Here is a 13,944-nt window from a genome sequence, read left to right on the forward strand (position 1 = left end):
GTGAGGGCGCGGACAGGGTAATATCGACTCTCGTGCCTGACCCGTCAGGTCACGCCCCGATAGCTCAGTGGTAGAGCATCCCACTCGTAATGGGAAGGCCGTCAGTTCAATCCTGACTCGGGGCTCCAATACCCTCAGCGTAGGCTCGACATATGACTCGCAGCGTGCTGCTTCTCCGGGCGGTGAATGTCTCCGGCCGCAACAGTGTTCCGATGACTCGGCTGCGCGAGGTGCTGGCATCCGAGGCCGATCTGCAGCACGTCTCGACGTACATCGCGAGCGGCAACATCATCTGCGATGCGCCGGCCGATGCGGCATCCGCATGCTCACGCGTCCGCGAGGTCATCGCGGCCGAATTCGACGTCGACACCCCCGTCATCTCCCGTACGCATGACGAGCTCGTCGCGTTGCTCGAGGCGTGCCCATTCGAGAATGGGGTCGAGAAGCTCGTGCATGCGATGTTCCTCGAGGGCGAGCCGTCCGCGGGGGCGATCGACGCGCTCACGGGGCGTCTCGTGCCGGGGGAGGAGCTCGCCCTGATCGGGCGCGACCTGTGGATCAACTACAGCGAGGACGGCGTTCGCGCGACCAAGCTGACCAGGGCCGTCCTCGATCGTGCACTGGGTGTGGCGGGTACCGCGCGCAACCTGCGCACGACCCGCAAGCTTGCCGAGCTGACCGCATGAGCCGGGAGTACCCGGCGACGATCGCGCGGGCTGTCGATCATGAGCTGGTGATCAAGAAGTCGCGCTTCATCGCGCACGTCGCGCCCGTTTCGTCACCGGACGAGGCGGATGCCGTGATCGCCGCGGTCAAGAAGCAGGCATGGGGTGCACGGCACAACTGCGCGGCGCAGGTCACCGGTGCTCTCGGAGATCGGGCTCGTTCGTCGGATGATGGAGAACCGTCCGGGACGGCTGGTGTGCCGATGCTCGAAGTTCTGCGGCGACGCGAGCTGACGGATGTCGTCGCCGTCGTCACGCGGTACTTCGGGGGGATCAAGCTCGGTGCGGGCGGGCTGGTTCGGGCGTATTCGAGTGCGGTCTCCGAGGCGCTGGATCTCGCGCAGCTCGTCGACCGGCGGGTGCTCGCCGAAGTGACGATGGCCGTCGACCATGCGGATGCCGGTCGCTTCGACAATCTGCTGCGCGACTGGGCACCCGCCCATGATGCCGTGCTCGGCGAGCCGGACTACGGCGCGCAGGCCTCGTTCGTGGTGTGGGCGCCGCCTGCAGTTGTTCCGGAGCTCACCGCAGAGATCGCGGAAGCCTCGGCCGGTGCAGTGTCCGCGACCCCGACCGGGGTGGAGAAGCTCGTCGACGTGCCGCGGGGCGCGCCGTCACCGAGCGCGGGCGTCGTAAACACCCGCGCTCGCTGAGGCTATGTGCGGTGGGCCCCACGGGGCTCGAACCCGTGACCCGCGGATTAACATGCCACTTCGACTTTCGCCGCCGCCCACAGGGCGTTCGTGGTCTGGACTGTCCCTTCACCGTGGCTTTCGCCGTAGGTGCCACCCGTCCAGTCTCTACACCTTCCGGACTTGCGTCCGGCTTGGCTCGGGATTGCCATCTGGTTTCCCAGGAAGGGTTCCCCGACTTTGAGTGGTGTCATCCCCGAAGTTTCCCCCGAGGCGCTCCTATTTTTTGTTGAAGTCCGATGCTCTGCCAACTGAGCTAGAGGCCCGCATGTGCAAGTCTAGCCGTTTCCCGATCCCGCCCCGAGCCACGCGCCCGCCGGTTACGACACTCATTCGGAGGTCCTTCCTCTCCGCGGCTGCCCCTTGGCATGCGGGATGCGCCAGTGGAAGTGCAACGACAGCACACGGAACACGAAGACCACGATCGCCGCGGCGAAGACCGTGACCAGGTTCGGGACAGCGGTGAACCAGAGGCTCGCGACGATCGCTGCACCGAGGAAGGCCGGAACCGCATACAGGTCGTTGGAGTTGAACAGCTGCGGGTCGCGGTTGGCGACGACGTCGCGCAGCAGTCCACCACCGACGCCGGTGGTCACTCCGAGCAACAGCCCCGCGACGGGATTCATCCCCGCTTCGAGCGCTTTCACCGTGCCGGTCGTGCAGAAAAGTGCGAGACCGGCCGCGTCGAAGATCAGCAGTGGGCGGGAGTACCGCTCGATCCCATGGGAGAGGAAGAACACCAGCACTGCCGCGGCGACCGGAGCCGCCAGGTGGATCGGCTCTGCGAAAGCCGTCGGCGGCACTCCGATGATCAGGTCGCGGATCACGCCGCCGCCGAGGCCCGTGACGCTGCCCAGCAGCAGAGAGCCGACGATGTCGTAGCCGCGCTGGGCGGCCAACAGCGATCCTGAAATGGCGAAGAAGAACGTCCCGAACAGATCGAGCGTCAATGCCCAGTTCATGCCCTCGCACCGAGGATCGCGGAGAACCACATGAGGCAAGGATATGTCCCCGCGAGTACTCTGGACGGATGCCTGAGCAGTTCCACCGTCCTGTCCGCCGCCCCTCGGCTGCGTTCGACAACCTCGTCGGCCCCGCCGATTCGACGGAGGCCGTGCGGATCGCGCACGAGACGGCATCCGCTCTGCTGACACGGGCGCGCGATGATTCGACGGGGGAGAGCACGGAGCGGCTCATCGCCTTCACCGCCGAGAACGGTATCGACGATATCGCGGAGCTGTGGGCGAGTGCTCCAGCCGTCTCGCTGCCGGGAGCGCTGTGGCGGCTGTACCTGCTGCAACTTGCGATCCACACCGATTCTCAGACGTCGGCGCTGCTGTACGAGCGCGGTCGCGTCGAACTCGCCTCTGCGGATGCCGTCGTTGCGGGCGCTCCCGTACCGGCGAGCCCGCAGGAGCTTGTGGCGCTGATCGACACGATCCTGCGCGGGGTGTTCCAAGGGGACTTCTCGGTCGCGCTCGACCGCGCCGCGGCGTTCTGCCGGGTGCAGGTGTCGGGGGCGACGCACCTGGCAGACGATTACGAGACGACCGAACCCGCCAGAGCGACAGAGCTCACCACACGGGCGCGGCGGTTGCACCTCTACGCGGGGGACCTGAGCGCTGCGGCCGGCCTGTGGCGCGTCGGCGAGTTGAACTGATGCGGCGCTGAGCTGGCTTCGAAGAAAAGAAAGACCGGGCCGCAAGAACGCCTCACGGCGGAAGGCCGCTCGAAGCGGCAAAATTTGGAGCCCGGGGTTATGCGGCCCGGCCACTCAATTGTAACGTCTCGGTGCCGGTGGTATTCCTGAGCGTGGCCGTAGAGTCGTCTCATGTCCCAGCGCTTCGCATTGATCCTCGGTCCGGTCGGCGTCGGTCAGGAGCGTGCCGATTTCGCGGGCACGTTCACCGTGGTGGATGCTGCCGCACCCGCCCTCAGCGTCGGAGAGCTGAGCACGCAGCGGGGCGACGGCGTCTTCGAATCGATCGGTGTCGTCGATTCGCACGCGCAGGAGGTCACAGCGCACCTCGAGCGCCTGGCGAACTCAGCCCGCATCTGCGACCTTCCTGAGCCGAATCTCGAACAGTGGCGTCAGGCGATCGCCGTCGCCGCTGCGGAGTGCCCGGCCGGAGAGTGGGTGATCAAGCTCATTCTCAGCAGGGGAGTGGAGCACGGACCCACACCCACCGCGTGGGTCACGGCGGCGCCGGCATCCGATTTCACGGCAGTGCGCTCGGCGGGCGTGAGCATCGTGACGCTCGATCGCGGCTATCCGCTCGACATCGCCGAGCGGTCTCCGTGGCTGCTGCTGGGAGCGAAGACGCTTTCCTACGCGGTGAACATGGCGGCGTTGCGTGAGGCGCGACGGCGCGGAGCGGGTGACGCCGTGTTCCTCTCCAGCGACGGTTTCGTGCTCGAGGCACCGACCGCATCGCTGATCCTCCGGTTCGGGGATCGTTTCATCACACCAGCGCCGACCGGCGGCATCCTGCACGGGACGACGCAGCTGAGCGTGTACGAGTTCCTGGCCGGGCGGGGCTTCGAGACGGGGTACGAGCAGGTCCGGGCATCGGATCTCGGCCGGGCGGATGCCGCGTGGCTGGTCTCCAGCGTGCGTCTGGCCGTGGCCATCACCGCTGTTGACGGCCAGTCCCTGCCCGTCGACCACGCCCTCACCACGGAACTGAACAAGTACCTGCTGTCTCCGCGCGACTGATCGGTGGGCCGAATCCCAGACGAAGCCCTCGCCAATCGGCGTGTTGCTGGGGGACACGCCCATGGCGGAGCGAACCGTCTGGGATTCAGGCCGCAATGGGCCGGAGCGAGTCGCGCAGATGAGCGCCCTCAGCGACCTTCGCGAGGATCGCTGCTTCGACGACCGGCCAGTCATGGACGATGAGCGCATAGTCGAACCGCAGTGTCTCGTAGCCACGTGCAGCAGCTCTGGCATCGCGGAGAAGGTCTTTGTGGCGCCGTGAGCGGGGCGGAGCCGGGCGGGTCGGATCGTCGTCGTGATTCTCTTTGCCGTCGGCTTCGATGATCAGACGGTCGCCGATGACGAAGTCCACTTCCCCGACGCCGTCGATCGAGACCTGTGATCGCATCGTGACGCCGAGACGGTGCATTCGCAGTCTGATCAGCGACTCAAGACCGCTGTCTGCATCCGCCCGCGCGAACTGGAGCATCCATGTCAATTGCTCGGGCAGACGGCGACGCAGCCATCGCATGTCACCGTACGGAACCTTGTTCTGCCTCAACGCTGACTCGAGGGCGACGAAGAAGGATTCTTCGCCCATGCACGAGGCGATCTGCAACAGCACATTGCGCACGGGCGGCAGGGCGCCGAGTGCGGCTCGGCCATCGTCCCAGTGGATACGAATGCTGTTGTCACATTCTGATCTGGTGCAGCGGTGACGCTCGGCAGTATGACCAAGCCATACATGAAACTCTGCGCAGTCCTCGTCATCGAGCATCCACAATCCGTGCAGTCTTCCCGCAGTAACGCAACCAGGTGCGCCCCCATGCTCGGCCGCGTGGATCAGGTCATCTGAAGCGCCGACCGAAGCGTAGACGCCCTGTCTGACCTTGATGATCTCACCTGCACGATGGGCACGCGCGATCTCGTTCTTGGAGACCCCTCCAGCACGCAACTCGTGTGTGCGTGCAATCGGGCCGATTTTGCGCAGAACAGTGGATGCTAGGACGAAGCTCATCGTCAGAGCATCCACTTGTGCGAAGAGCCACCGAGGCCGAAAAGGCGCCAATGGTGGAGAACTTGCTCTGAAGTGGAACCGTGCAGAACGAGTCAGGTGCGCCGAATCCCAGACGGCAACACTCGCCCTCGGCGTGTCTCGGCGTGTCTCGGCGTGTCTCAGCGTGGACACGCCGCAGCGGCATCCGAGCGTCTGGGATTCGGGCCGGGAATGCGAAGAAGAGGGCGCCCTACCCGAACCGACCCGACACGTAGTCCTCGGTGGCCTGCACCGACGGGGTCGTGAAGATCGTGGCGGTGTCGTCGTACTCGATGAGCTTGCCGGGCTTGCCGGTGCCGGCGATGTTGAAGAATGCCGTGCGGTCGGAGACGCGCGATGCCTGCTGCATGTTGTGCGTCACGATCACGACCGTGTACTGAGTCTTGATCTCGGCGATGAGCTCCTCGATCGCGAAGGTCGAGATCGGGTCGAGCGCCGAGCAGGGCTCATCCATGAGGATGACATCGGGCGAGACGGCGATCGCGCGAGCGATGCACAGACGCTGCTGCTGACCGCCGGAGAGCCCTGAACCGGGCTTGTCGAGGCGGTCCTTGACCTCGTTCCACAGGTTCGCGCCGCGCAGCGACTGCTCGACGAGAGCCTCCTGATCGCTCTTGGGCATGCGCGAATTGTTCAGCTTGACTCCCGCGAGCACGTTCTCCTTGATCGACATCGTGGGGAACGGGTTCGGGCGCTGGAACACCATGCCGACCTGGCGGCGTACGAGCACAGGGTCGATGCCGGGACCGTAGAGGTTCTTGCCGTCGATCAGCACTTCGCCCTCCACGCGAGCGCCCGGGATGACCTCGTGCATGCGGTTGAGGGTGCGCAGGAACGTCGACTTTCCGCAGCCCGAGGGGCCGATGAACGCGGTGACGGTGTTCGGCTTGATGTCGATGTTGACGCCTTCGACGGCGAGGAAGTCGCTGTAGTAGACGTTGAGGTCGCTGACTTCAATGCTCTTGGACACGGGATTCCTTCTTCTGGGGCGGGTGGGCCGCTCAGCGGCCGGTCTTGGGCGCGAATACCTTCGCGATGATTCGGGCGAGCAGGTTGAGCACCATGACGATGAGGATGAGCGCGAGTGCGGACGCCCACGCCCTGTCGATGAATGCTTCAGCAGGGATGCCGGGGTATTTGGCCTGCATGTACGTGAAGACGGGCAGCGTGGCCATCTGCCCGCTGAACATGTTGAGGTTCATGCTCTGCACCATGCCGACGGTGAGCAGCAGCGGGGCGGTCTCGCCGATCACTCGGGCGATGGCGAGCATGATGCTTGTGGTGATTCCCGCGATCGCCGTCGGCATCACCACTTTGAGGATCGTCAGCCACTTCGGAACACCGAGCGCATATGCCGCTTCGCGCAGTTCATTGGGGACGATGCGCAGAAGCTCTTCCGAGCCGCGCACGACGACGGGAATCATCAGCACGGCCAACGACAGTGAGCCCATAATGCCCAAGCGTGTGCCGGGGCCCATGATGAGGGCGAACACGGAGTAGATGAACAGACCGGCCACGATCGAGGGGATGCCGGTCATGACATCCACGAGGAACGTGATGCCGCGCGCCAGCTTCTTGCCCTGCCCGTACTCGACGAGATAGATCGAGGTCATGAGCCCGATCGGCACGGAGATGATCGTGGCGCCGAGGGTGATGAGCAGCGTGCCCCACAGCGCGTGTACGGCGCCACCGCCCTCGCCGACGACGTTGCGCATCGAGGAGCTGAAGAACTCTGCATCGAAGCGCACGAGGCCGTTGAGAACGACGGTGTACAGCAGCGAGATCAGCGGGAGCAGCGCGATCACGAACGCGGTGGACACGAGCGCGGTCATCAGCCGATCCATCGCATGACGGCGGCTCTCGGCCACTGTGGAGATGACCAAGATGAGCACCATGTAGAGCAGCATCCCCACGACAACCGTGAGCGCGATGTTGAAGTCGGCGGGGTCTCCGCCGCTGTTTGCGAACGCGAAGATCGTCGCAGAGATGGCGAGGGAGACGAGCAGCAGGATCCACGGTGCCCCCTTGGGCAGGTGGCCGGCAGTGTATGAGCGCGTGCTCGGTGCGATGGCAGTGGTGGTCATGTCAGTTCGCTCCCGAGAACTCGGCGCGACGCGAGACGATCCAGCGGGCGAGGAAGTTGACCGCGAATGTCACGATGAACAGGATGAGTCCGGCCGCGATCAGGGTGTTGACTCCCTGGTCGTGGGCTTCCGGGAACCGCAGGGCGATGATCGCGGGGATCGTCGTCGGGTTCTCCGGGTTGAGCAGATTGAAGGTGACGATGCCCAGCGGTGAGAGCACGAGCGTCACTGCCATCGTCTCGCCCAGAGCCCGTCCGAGACCGAGCATGGCGCCCGAGACCATGCCGCTGCGCGCAAAGGGCAGAACCGCCATGCGGATCATTTCCCACCGCGTCGCTCCGAGGGCGAGGGCGGCCTCTTCGTGCAGCTTCGGCGTCTGCAGGAACACTTCACGGCAGATGGCGGTCATGATCGGCAGGATCATGACGGCGAGGACGAGCGAGGCGGTGAGAATCGTCTTTCCGGTGCCGGACGGCGTGCCGCTGAAGATCGGGATCCATCCCAAGTTCGTGTTCAGCCACTTGTAGAACGGAACGAGCATGGGGGCGAATGTCAGTGCCCCCCAGAGCCCGAAGACAACGGAGGGAACGGCCGCCAGCAGGTCGATGATGTAGCCGAGGAGCCCGGCGAGCTTGCGCGGGGCGTAGTGCGAGATGAAAAGTGCGATGCCGATCGCGAGCGGCGCGGCGACGATCAGGGCGATAGCGCTCGCGTACAGCGTGCCGAACACGAACGGCCAGACCCAGGAGATGAACGACTGCCCCTGGAGGATGTGGTTGTCCGAGGTGTCCGGGGCGAACGCGGGGATCGACTGGACGATCAGGAATACGGCGACGGCGGCCAGCGTCACGAGGATGATGATGCCGGCGCCGAGCGCAGTTCCGGAGAAGATGCGGTCGCCGGGACGGGTCACCGCCCTGAGCGATCGGGGCGAACGGGTATCGGGGCCCGTCGTGGTGGTGGTCATCTGAGCGGCTCCACAGGGTGCTCGTCGGGAATTTCGGGATTCTCATGCGGGTGCCCCCGCGGCGCTGAGCCGATCTTTCGATCAGCGCCACGGGGGCGATGCTACGTTCTCAGCCGGAGCTGAGGGGTCAGACTATTCGGTGACGATCGCGTCGATCGCCGCGGTGACCTTCGTGCGGAGGTCGTCCGAGATCGGGGCGCTGCCCGCGGCCTCAGCGGCGACATCCTGACCCTCGGGCGATGCGACGTACTCGAAGTATGCCTTCACGAGAGATGCGATCTCGGCGTCTTCGTACTCGACACAGCCGATCAGGTACGAAACGAGTGCGATCGGGTAGGAACCGGCGGGTGCAGCTGCCGGGTCAACCGCGAACGCGAGGTCGTGGTCCGAGCGGCCGTCTTCGAGCGGGGATGCGGCGACGAGTGCCGACGCTGCCTCTGCCGAATACGGCACGTACTCGCCCTCGACCTCGATGGCGACCTGGCCGAGGCCGGATGCCTGCGAGGCGTCGGCGAAGCCGATGTAGCCGACGCCGTTGGTGATGGCGTTGACGACGCCGGAGGTGCCGTCGGCTGCCTCACCGGTCGACAGCGGCCACTCGTCGCTGGCCTCGTCGGTCCACACGTCGGGAGCGACGGCCTCGAGGTAGCTGGTGAAGGTCTCCTGCGTGCCCGAGGCGTCGGCGCGGTGCACCGGAACGATCGCCTGGTCGGGGAGCTCGACGCCGTCGTTCTGATCGGCGATGGCCGGGTCGTTCCAGTTCGTGATGGCGCCCGAGAAGATGCTCGCGATGGTCGCGCCATCGAGGTTCAGCTCGTCGATGCCGTCGAGGTTGAAGGCGACGGCAACGGGGGAGATGTAGACCGGGACCTCGACGATCTCGTCCGAGGCGCAGGAGCCGAAGCCGCCCGCGGCGATCTCTTCAGCGTTGAACGCGCGGTCCGAGCCGATGAAGTTCGAGGAGCCGGCGAGGAAGTTCTCGCGGCCGGTGCCCGAGCCGGTGGAGGTGTAGTTCACCGTGGCGTCCGGGTTCGCGGTCTGGAACGCTGCGACCCAGGCCTGCTGGGCAGCCTCCTGCGACGAGGCGCCGGTGGCCTCGACCATTCCGGAGATGGAGGAACCCGTCGATCCTTCGGTCGGGTCGCCGCTGCCGGCGTCTGCTTCGTTCGCGGCGCAACCGGCCAGGGCAAGAGCTGCGACAGCGCCGATGGCGCTGATACGTGCGATTCGGGAGATCTTCACTGTGGGGATCCGTTCGATCGTGGATGGTTGAGGCCCGGTGCAGGGCACACAGTGACGCTAAGCGCGGCGGTTAACGAGACTCTCCCGCCCGGGTGAACGGCAGATGAACGGGAGTCGACCTCTTGGAGCCGTCAGATCTTCGGTACGTGCGTCTCGATCGAGATGATTCCCGACCCGGGATTGGTGGCCGAGAGGTGCGCCACGGAGAATGCACCGACTTCGAGCGCGGACGCGCTCCCGAGATAGGAACCGTGCATCGTCCCGGTCGCGAGCGCGAGTTCGGAGAGGATGCCGGGGAGCACCGGACCATGGCTGCAGATCACGGCGGGCTTGCCGGAGCGGACGCGCTTGCCCACCACTTTCCGCAGATCCGCGGCTCCGTCCTCCCAAGCATCCTGGCTGATGAGCTCGGTCATCACCGGGGTGCGTTCGATCGCATTGGCGAGCGGGGTCACGGTCTGCACGCAGCGCACGGCATCGCTCGTCACGATCCTGCGCACACCGAAGGCGCGCAACGGCGCGACGATCGCCTCGGACTGCCGGTGGCCGCGCTCGGTGAGAGGGCGCCCAGCATCTGGCCCGTCCCACTCGGAGCGAGACAGTGCCTTCGCATGTCGGAGGACGGCGATGGGATAGGTGCGCAGCACACCGTCATCGACGAGCCGCTCGAATTCGTCGAGGATCTCGAGATCGACCGGATAGCTCAGGTTCTTTCTGGCCCGCTTCAGGCTCACCCACTCCAGAGCTGCGATCTCGTGGTTGGGGACGAACGCCGACCTGCGGATGGCTTCGTCGGTGGCTTCTGCCGCCCAGTAATGGACGACCTTCTGCCGTTTGGGCCGCATGAAGTACCGGCTGACTCCGACGGGCACACCCAGATGCACACGGATGCCGGTCTCTTCACGAACCTCGCGCACGGCGGTCTGCGCGAGCATCTCCCCGGGATCGACCTTGCCCTTGGGCAGCGTCACGTCGTGATACTTCGTGCGGTGAATCAGGAGGATGCGCAGCTTGCCCTCTGCGGTCAGGCGCCAGACGACCGCGCCCGCGGCATAGACCGCCTTGTCATCGCGCACGACCTCGACCGCCTCCTGTCGATTCGTTCCCTGAGCCTGTCGATTCGTTCCCTGAGCCTGTCGAAGGGTCATCGCACTGACCGTACCCTGCGTCGGCGATGGATCTGGCTCATGGTCTTATCCTGCAGATCAATCAGGGGCTTGCCGTTCGCGTCCACAGAGTGCCGCTCCCACACCCCGTCGGCCGCGAGATGCCAGGAGTTCGTACGATCGTCCATGGCCAGGTCGAAGAAGTCGAGCAGCTCCTTGACGTGGCGCGGGTCGGTCACGCGCACCAGCGCTTCGACGCGACGGTCGAGGTTGCGGTGCATCATGTCGGCGCTGCCGATGTGCACTTGCGGTTCGCCATCGTTCTCGAAGGCGAAGATCCGGGAATGCTCGAGATAGCGTCCCAGGATGCTGCGCACGGTGATGTTGTCACTCGTTCCGGGCAGGTCGACCTTGATGCTGCAGATGCCTCGCACCCAGATATCGACCTTGACCCCTGCCTGACTTGCCCGGTAGAGCGCGTCGATGATCTCCTCATCGACCATCGAGTTCACCTTGATGCGGATGTGCGCGGGCTTGCCGGCGACGGCGTTCTTGCGCTCGCCGTCGATCAGCCGCAGCAACCCCTTGCGCAGGTGAAGCGGGGCGACCAGCAGTCTCTTGAACTTCTTCTCGATCGCGTACCCGGAGAGTTCGTTGAACAGCCGCGTGAGATCCTTGCCGACCTGCGCGTCCGCGGTGAAAAGCCCGAAGTCTTCGTAGATGCGGCTGGTCTTCGGGTTGTAGTTGCCGGTGCCGACGTGCGAGTAGTGGCGCAGCTGGCCCTCTTCCTCACGGATCACGAGGGCGAGCTTGCAGTGCGTCTTCAAGCCCACCAGACCGTAGACGACGTGGACGCCGGCCTTTTCCAGTTTGCGCGCCCACACGATGTTGTTCGCCTCGTCGAAGCGGGCTTTCACCTCGACGAGCGCGAGTACCTGCTTTCCCGACTCAGCGGCGTCGATCAGCGCCTGAACGACCGGGCTGTCGCCGGAGGTGCGGTACAGCGTCTGCTTGATCGCGAGCACGTGCGGGTCCCGCGCAGCCTGCTCGAGAAAGGCCTGGACGCTGGTGTTGAAGGACTCGTAGGGGTGGTGCACGAGTACATCGTTCTTGCGGATGGCGGCGAAGACATCGGCGCGCGAGCTGGATCCGGTCGGCTGGAACGCCACGGGCGTGGTCGGCACGTGCGGCGGATAGCGCAGGTCGGGGCGATCCACTCGCGACAGGGAGAAGAGGCCGCGCAGATCGAGCGGGCTCGGGAGTCGGTACACCTCCTGGTCGGTGATGTCGAGCTCTTTGATCAGCAGATCGAGGGTGACATCGTCCATGTCGTCCGCGATCTCGAGACGAATCGGCGGACCGAAGCGGCGGCGCAGCAGCTCGGCCTCGAGCGCCTGGATGAGGTTCTCGCTCTCATCCTCTTCGATCTCGACGTCCTCGTTCCGCGTGAGACGGAAGGCGTGGTGGTCGAGGACCTCCATCCCGGGGAACAGATCACCGAGGTGGTTGGAGATCAGATCCTCAAGCGGCAGGTAGCGGGCGATCTCGCCCGTGCGCGGCACCTCGACCAGGCGCGGCAGCATCGGCGGCACCTTGAGCCGGGCGAAGTCCTGCCGTCCCGTACGCGCATTGCGGATGCGGATCGCCAGGTTCAGCGACAGCCCTGAAATGTAGGGGAACGGATGCGCCGGGTCCACAGCGAGCGGCATGAGGACGGGGAAGACGTGCACCTGGAAGTACTCGGTCAGCGCCGCCTGCTCGGCTTCGGTGAGCAGATCCCACTCGGTGATCTCGATTCCCGCGTCGGCGAGCGCCGGGCGCACCAGCTCGGTCCAGGCCCTGGCGTGGCGCAGCTGAAGGGCGTGGGCTTCGTTCGAGATGTCGGCGAGCACGTCGGACGGCGCCCGCCCGACGTTGGTCGGGACCGCCAGCCCCGTGACGATACGGCGTTTGAGACCTGCAACGCGCACCATGAAGAACTCGTCGAGGTTGCTGGCGAAGATCGCGAGGAAGTTCGCGCGTTCGAGCTCGGGAAGAGTTGGATCCTCCGCGAGCTCCAGCACGCGCTGGTTGAACGCCAGCCAGCTGATCTCACGGTCGTGGTAACGGTGGTCGGGCAACTGCGAATCCGGGGCTTCGACGGCGTCGAAGTCATCGTCCTCTGCGTCGCCGAGCCCGGCATCGGTGATTGCGGCATCGATCATGGAGTACATCTTCGCACCGCTCAGTGACGTGTGCGTGAACGGTTTCGTGCCAGGTCAGCGCTCGGCGGCCGCGATCTGTTCGTCGTCGTAGACATTGAAGCGGTACCCGACGTTGCGGACAGTGCCGATGATCTGTTCCTGATCGCCGAGTTTGGCGCGCAAACGCCGTACGTGCACGTCGACGGTGCGGGTGCCGCCGAAGTAGTCGTACCCCCATACTTCACTGAGCAGCTGTTCGCGGGTGAAGACACGAGACGGATGCGTTGCCAGAAAGTGCAGCAGCTGGAATTCCTTATACGTGAGATCCAGAGGCTTTCCGCGCAGTTTCGCAGAATACGACTGCTCGTCGATGCTCACTCCGGATGCCTGTACGCGGGTCGGCTCCGCCGTGACGGCTGCTCGGTCGATGGCGAGTCGGATGCGAGCATCGGTCTCGGCCGGACCTGCATCTGCCAGCAGGACGTCGTCGATGCGCCATTCGCCGGATACGGCTGACATCCCGCCCTCGCTGACCACGAGGATCAGCGGGGATTCCTGCCCCGTGGTGCGGAGAAGTCTGCACAGCGACTTCGCGCCGGCGAGATTCGTCCTGCCATCGACGATGACGATGTCACTCTCTGGAGCGCTGACGAGCTGAGCAGGCTCTGCGGGGATCTGACGTACCTGGTGGCTGAGCAATTCCAGCGCGGCGAGAACCTGCTCCGAAGGAGTCGAGGTCAGGACCAGGATCGATGCCACACGCAGTTCCTTTCGGGCGCCGATTCCGTCGCCCTGAACGGCGATCTGCACGACGCCGTGGGGCAATGATACCGATTGCGATGGCCTCCCTGACGAAATCGTTCGATACCGCGTCATCGGATGCGTAACAATGGAGACATGTCCGAACCCGCCCTCGCACCGCGAAACGCCCTCGGCGGCGTGATCATCGTCTGGGCGGCAGCTCTCATCGCCGCCGTCGCGATCGGCATCTTCGTTCCGGACGAATGGCGAGTGACCTGGCTGCTCCTGGGCTTCGGCGGGGCGGTCCTGCTCTCCTTCGTGCTGCAGCTCTGGTACGGCCAGACAAAGGGGTTCATCTTCCGCATCGCGGTGAGCACGACCGGTGCCCTGCTCCTGCTCGGTGTCGTCTCGGCCGCCTTCGCTCTGGCAGCACTGGTCCCGGCCTGATCACG

Annotated in this window: 14 protein-coding genes and 1 tRNA gene; 6 read left to right on the forward strand and 9 right to left on the reverse strand. The window is 65.2% G+C overall.

The window, feature by feature from the left end; all coding sequences use genetic code 11:
* The first annotated feature begins 53 nt into the window (after positions 1 to 53).
* The 3 genes from ACTIAO_RS07130 (at position 54) to ACTIAO_RS07140 (ending at position 1,378) form a co-directional block, all read left to right on the forward strand.
* A tRNA-Thr gene (locus ACTIAO_RS07130) sits at positions 54 to 128 on the forward strand.
* Positions 129 to 152: 24 nt separating this feature from the next.
* Positions 153 to 686, forward strand: coding sequence for a DUF1697 domain-containing protein (locus ACTIAO_RS07135; RefSeq protein WP_441905591.1), 534 nt, complete (start codon positions 153 to 155; stop codon positions 684 to 686).
* Positions 683 to 1,378, forward strand: coding sequence for an IMPACT family protein (locus ACTIAO_RS07140; protein ID WP_441905592.1), 696 nt, complete (start codon positions 683 to 685; stop codon positions 1,376 to 1,378). The genes ACTIAO_RS07135 and ACTIAO_RS07140 overlap by 4 nt, the downstream gene beginning before the upstream one ends.
* A gap of 368 nt (positions 1,379 to 1,746) precedes the next feature.
* Here the strand turns inward: ACTIAO_RS07140 and ACTIAO_RS07145 are convergent, their stop codons facing one another.
* The gene (locus ACTIAO_RS07145) at positions 1,747 to 2,379 is read right to left on the reverse strand and encodes a trimeric intracellular cation channel family protein (protein ID WP_441905593.1); all 633 of its coding nucleotides are present in this window, start codon (positions 2,377 to 2,379) and stop codon (positions 1,747 to 1,749) included.
* Between the two features lie 68 nt (positions 2,380 to 2,447).
* On the opposite strand from ACTIAO_RS07145, the gene ACTIAO_RS07150 reads away from it, so the two are divergent.
* Together ACTIAO_RS07150 and ACTIAO_RS07155 are read left to right on the forward strand one after the other, a co-directional pair.
* Complete coding sequence (locus tag ACTIAO_RS07150) at positions 2,448 to 3,077, forward strand: DNA-directed RNA polymerase subunit beta (RefSeq protein ID WP_441905594.1); 630 nt, start codon at positions 2,448 to 2,450, stop codon at positions 3,075 to 3,077.
* 171 nt (positions 3,078 to 3,248) lie between these two features.
* Positions 3,249 to 4,133 (forward strand): aminodeoxychorismate lyase, encoded by an 885-nt coding sequence (locus ACTIAO_RS07155; RefSeq protein ID WP_441905595.1) that lies wholly within the window; start codon positions 3,249 to 3,251, stop codon positions 4,131 to 4,133.
* Between the two features lie 85 nt (positions 4,134 to 4,218).
* Here the strand turns inward: ACTIAO_RS07155 and ACTIAO_RS07160 are convergent, their stop codons facing one another.
* The 8 genes from ACTIAO_RS07160 to ACTIAO_RS07195 all read right to left on the reverse strand — a co-directional run bounded on the left by ACTIAO_RS07160 (position 4,219) and on the right by ACTIAO_RS07195 (position 13,510).
* Positions 4,219 to 4,713: an endonuclease domain-containing protein gene (locus ACTIAO_RS07160; RefSeq protein WP_441905596.1), complete on the reverse strand. Its 495-nt coding sequence runs from the start codon at positions 4,711 to 4,713 to the stop codon at positions 4,219 to 4,221.
* 646 nt (positions 4,714 to 5,359) lie between these two features.
* Positions 5,360 to 6,139, reverse strand: a complete 780-nt coding sequence (gene pstB, locus ACTIAO_RS07165; protein WP_441905597.1) for a phosphate ABC transporter ATP-binding protein PstB — start codon at positions 6,137 to 6,139, stop codon at positions 5,360 to 5,362.
* A 31-nt stretch (positions 6,140 to 6,170) separates the two neighbouring features.
* Positions 6,171 to 7,253, reverse strand: coding sequence for a phosphate ABC transporter permease PstA (gene pstA, locus ACTIAO_RS07170; protein ID WP_441905598.1), 1,083 nt, complete (start codon positions 7,251 to 7,253; stop codon positions 6,171 to 6,173).
* 1 nt (position 7,254) lies between these two features.
* Positions 7,255 to 8,220 carry a phosphate ABC transporter permease subunit PstC gene (pstC, locus tag ACTIAO_RS07175; RefSeq protein WP_441905599.1) on the reverse strand — a complete coding sequence of 322 codons (966 nt, stop codon included), beginning with the start codon at positions 8,218 to 8,220 and terminating at the stop codon, positions 7,255 to 7,257.
* 132 nt (positions 8,221 to 8,352) lie between these two features.
* A complete protein-coding gene (gene pstS, locus ACTIAO_RS07180) occupies positions 8,353 to 9,462 on the reverse strand; it encodes a phosphate ABC transporter substrate-binding protein PstS (RefSeq protein ID WP_441905600.1) in 1,110 nt (369 codons plus the stop codon).
* Positions 9,463 to 9,593: 131 nt separating this feature from the next.
* Entirely contained in the window at positions 9,594 to 10,610 is a 1,017-nt protein-coding gene (locus ACTIAO_RS07185; protein WP_441905601.1) for an NUDIX hydrolase, read from the reverse strand.
* The gene (locus ACTIAO_RS07190; protein ID WP_441905602.1) at positions 10,607 to 12,772 is read right to left on the reverse strand and encodes an RNA degradosome polyphosphate kinase; all 2,166 of its coding nucleotides are present in this window, start codon (positions 12,770 to 12,772) and stop codon (positions 10,607 to 10,609) included. Before ACTIAO_RS07190 ends, ACTIAO_RS07185 begins: the two co-directional genes overlap by 4 nt.
* Positions 12,773 to 12,826: 54 nt before the next feature.
* On the reverse strand, positions 12,827 to 13,510 hold the full coding sequence (locus ACTIAO_RS07195; RefSeq protein WP_441905644.1) for a response regulator transcription factor: 684 nt from the start codon (positions 13,508 to 13,510) through the stop codon (positions 12,827 to 12,829).
* 138 nt (positions 13,511 to 13,648) lie between these two features.
* Here ACTIAO_RS07195 and ACTIAO_RS07200 point away from each other — a divergent pair, with 138 nt between their 5' ends.
* Entirely contained in the window at positions 13,649 to 13,939 is a 291-nt protein-coding gene (locus tag ACTIAO_RS07200; RefSeq protein WP_441905603.1) for a hypothetical protein, read from the forward strand.
* Positions 13,940 to 13,944 lie beyond the last annotated feature (5 nt).

The sequence above is a fragment of the Microbacterium sp. genome (assembly GCF_052099035.1).
GTDB lineage: Bacteria > Actinomycetota > Actinomycetes > Actinomycetales > Microbacteriaceae > Microbacterium.

Excerpts from the sequence above, each read along its gene's own strand:
- ACTIAO_RS07160 (WP_441905596.1), bottom strand. The coding sequence starts at position 4,713 with ATGGGCGAAGAATCCTTCTTCGTCGCCCTCGAGTCAGCGTTGAGGCAG.
- ACTIAO_RS07200 (WP_441905603.1), top strand. The coding sequence starts at position 13,649 with ATGTCCGAACCCGCCCTCGCACCGCGAAACGCCCTCGGCGGCGTGATC.
- ACTIAO_RS07140 (WP_441905592.1), top strand. The coding sequence starts at position 683 with ATGAGCCGGGAGTACCCGGCGACGATCGCGCGGGCTGTCGATCATGAG.
- ACTIAO_RS07150 (WP_441905594.1), top strand. The coding sequence starts at position 2,448 with ATGCCTGAGCAGTTCCACCGTCCTGTCCGCCGCCCCTCGGCTGCGTTC.
- pstC (WP_441905599.1), bottom strand. The coding sequence starts at position 8,220 with ATGACCACCACCACGACGGGCCCCGATACCCGTTCGCCCCGATCGCTC.
- ACTIAO_RS07155 (WP_441905595.1), top strand. The coding sequence starts at position 3,249 with ATGTCCCAGCGCTTCGCATTGATCCTCGGTCCGGTCGGCGTCGGTCAG.
- ACTIAO_RS07145 (WP_441905593.1), bottom strand. The coding sequence starts at position 2,379 with ATGAACTGGGCATTGACGCTCGATCTGTTCGGGACGTTCTTCTTCGCC.
- ACTIAO_RS07135 (WP_441905591.1), top strand. The coding sequence starts at position 153 with ATGACTCGCAGCGTGCTGCTTCTCCGGGCGGTGAATGTCTCCGGCCGC.
- ACTIAO_RS07190 (WP_441905602.1), bottom strand. The coding sequence starts at position 12,772 with ATGATCGATGCCGCAATCACCGATGCCGGGCTCGGCGACGCAGAGGAC.
- pstA (WP_441905598.1), bottom strand. The coding sequence starts at position 7,253 with ATGACCACCACTGCCATCGCACCGAGCACGCGCTCATACACTGCCGGC.
- ACTIAO_RS07185 (WP_441905601.1), bottom strand. The coding sequence starts at position 10,610 with ATGACCCTTCGACAGGCTCAGGGAACGAATCGACAGGCTCAGGGAACG.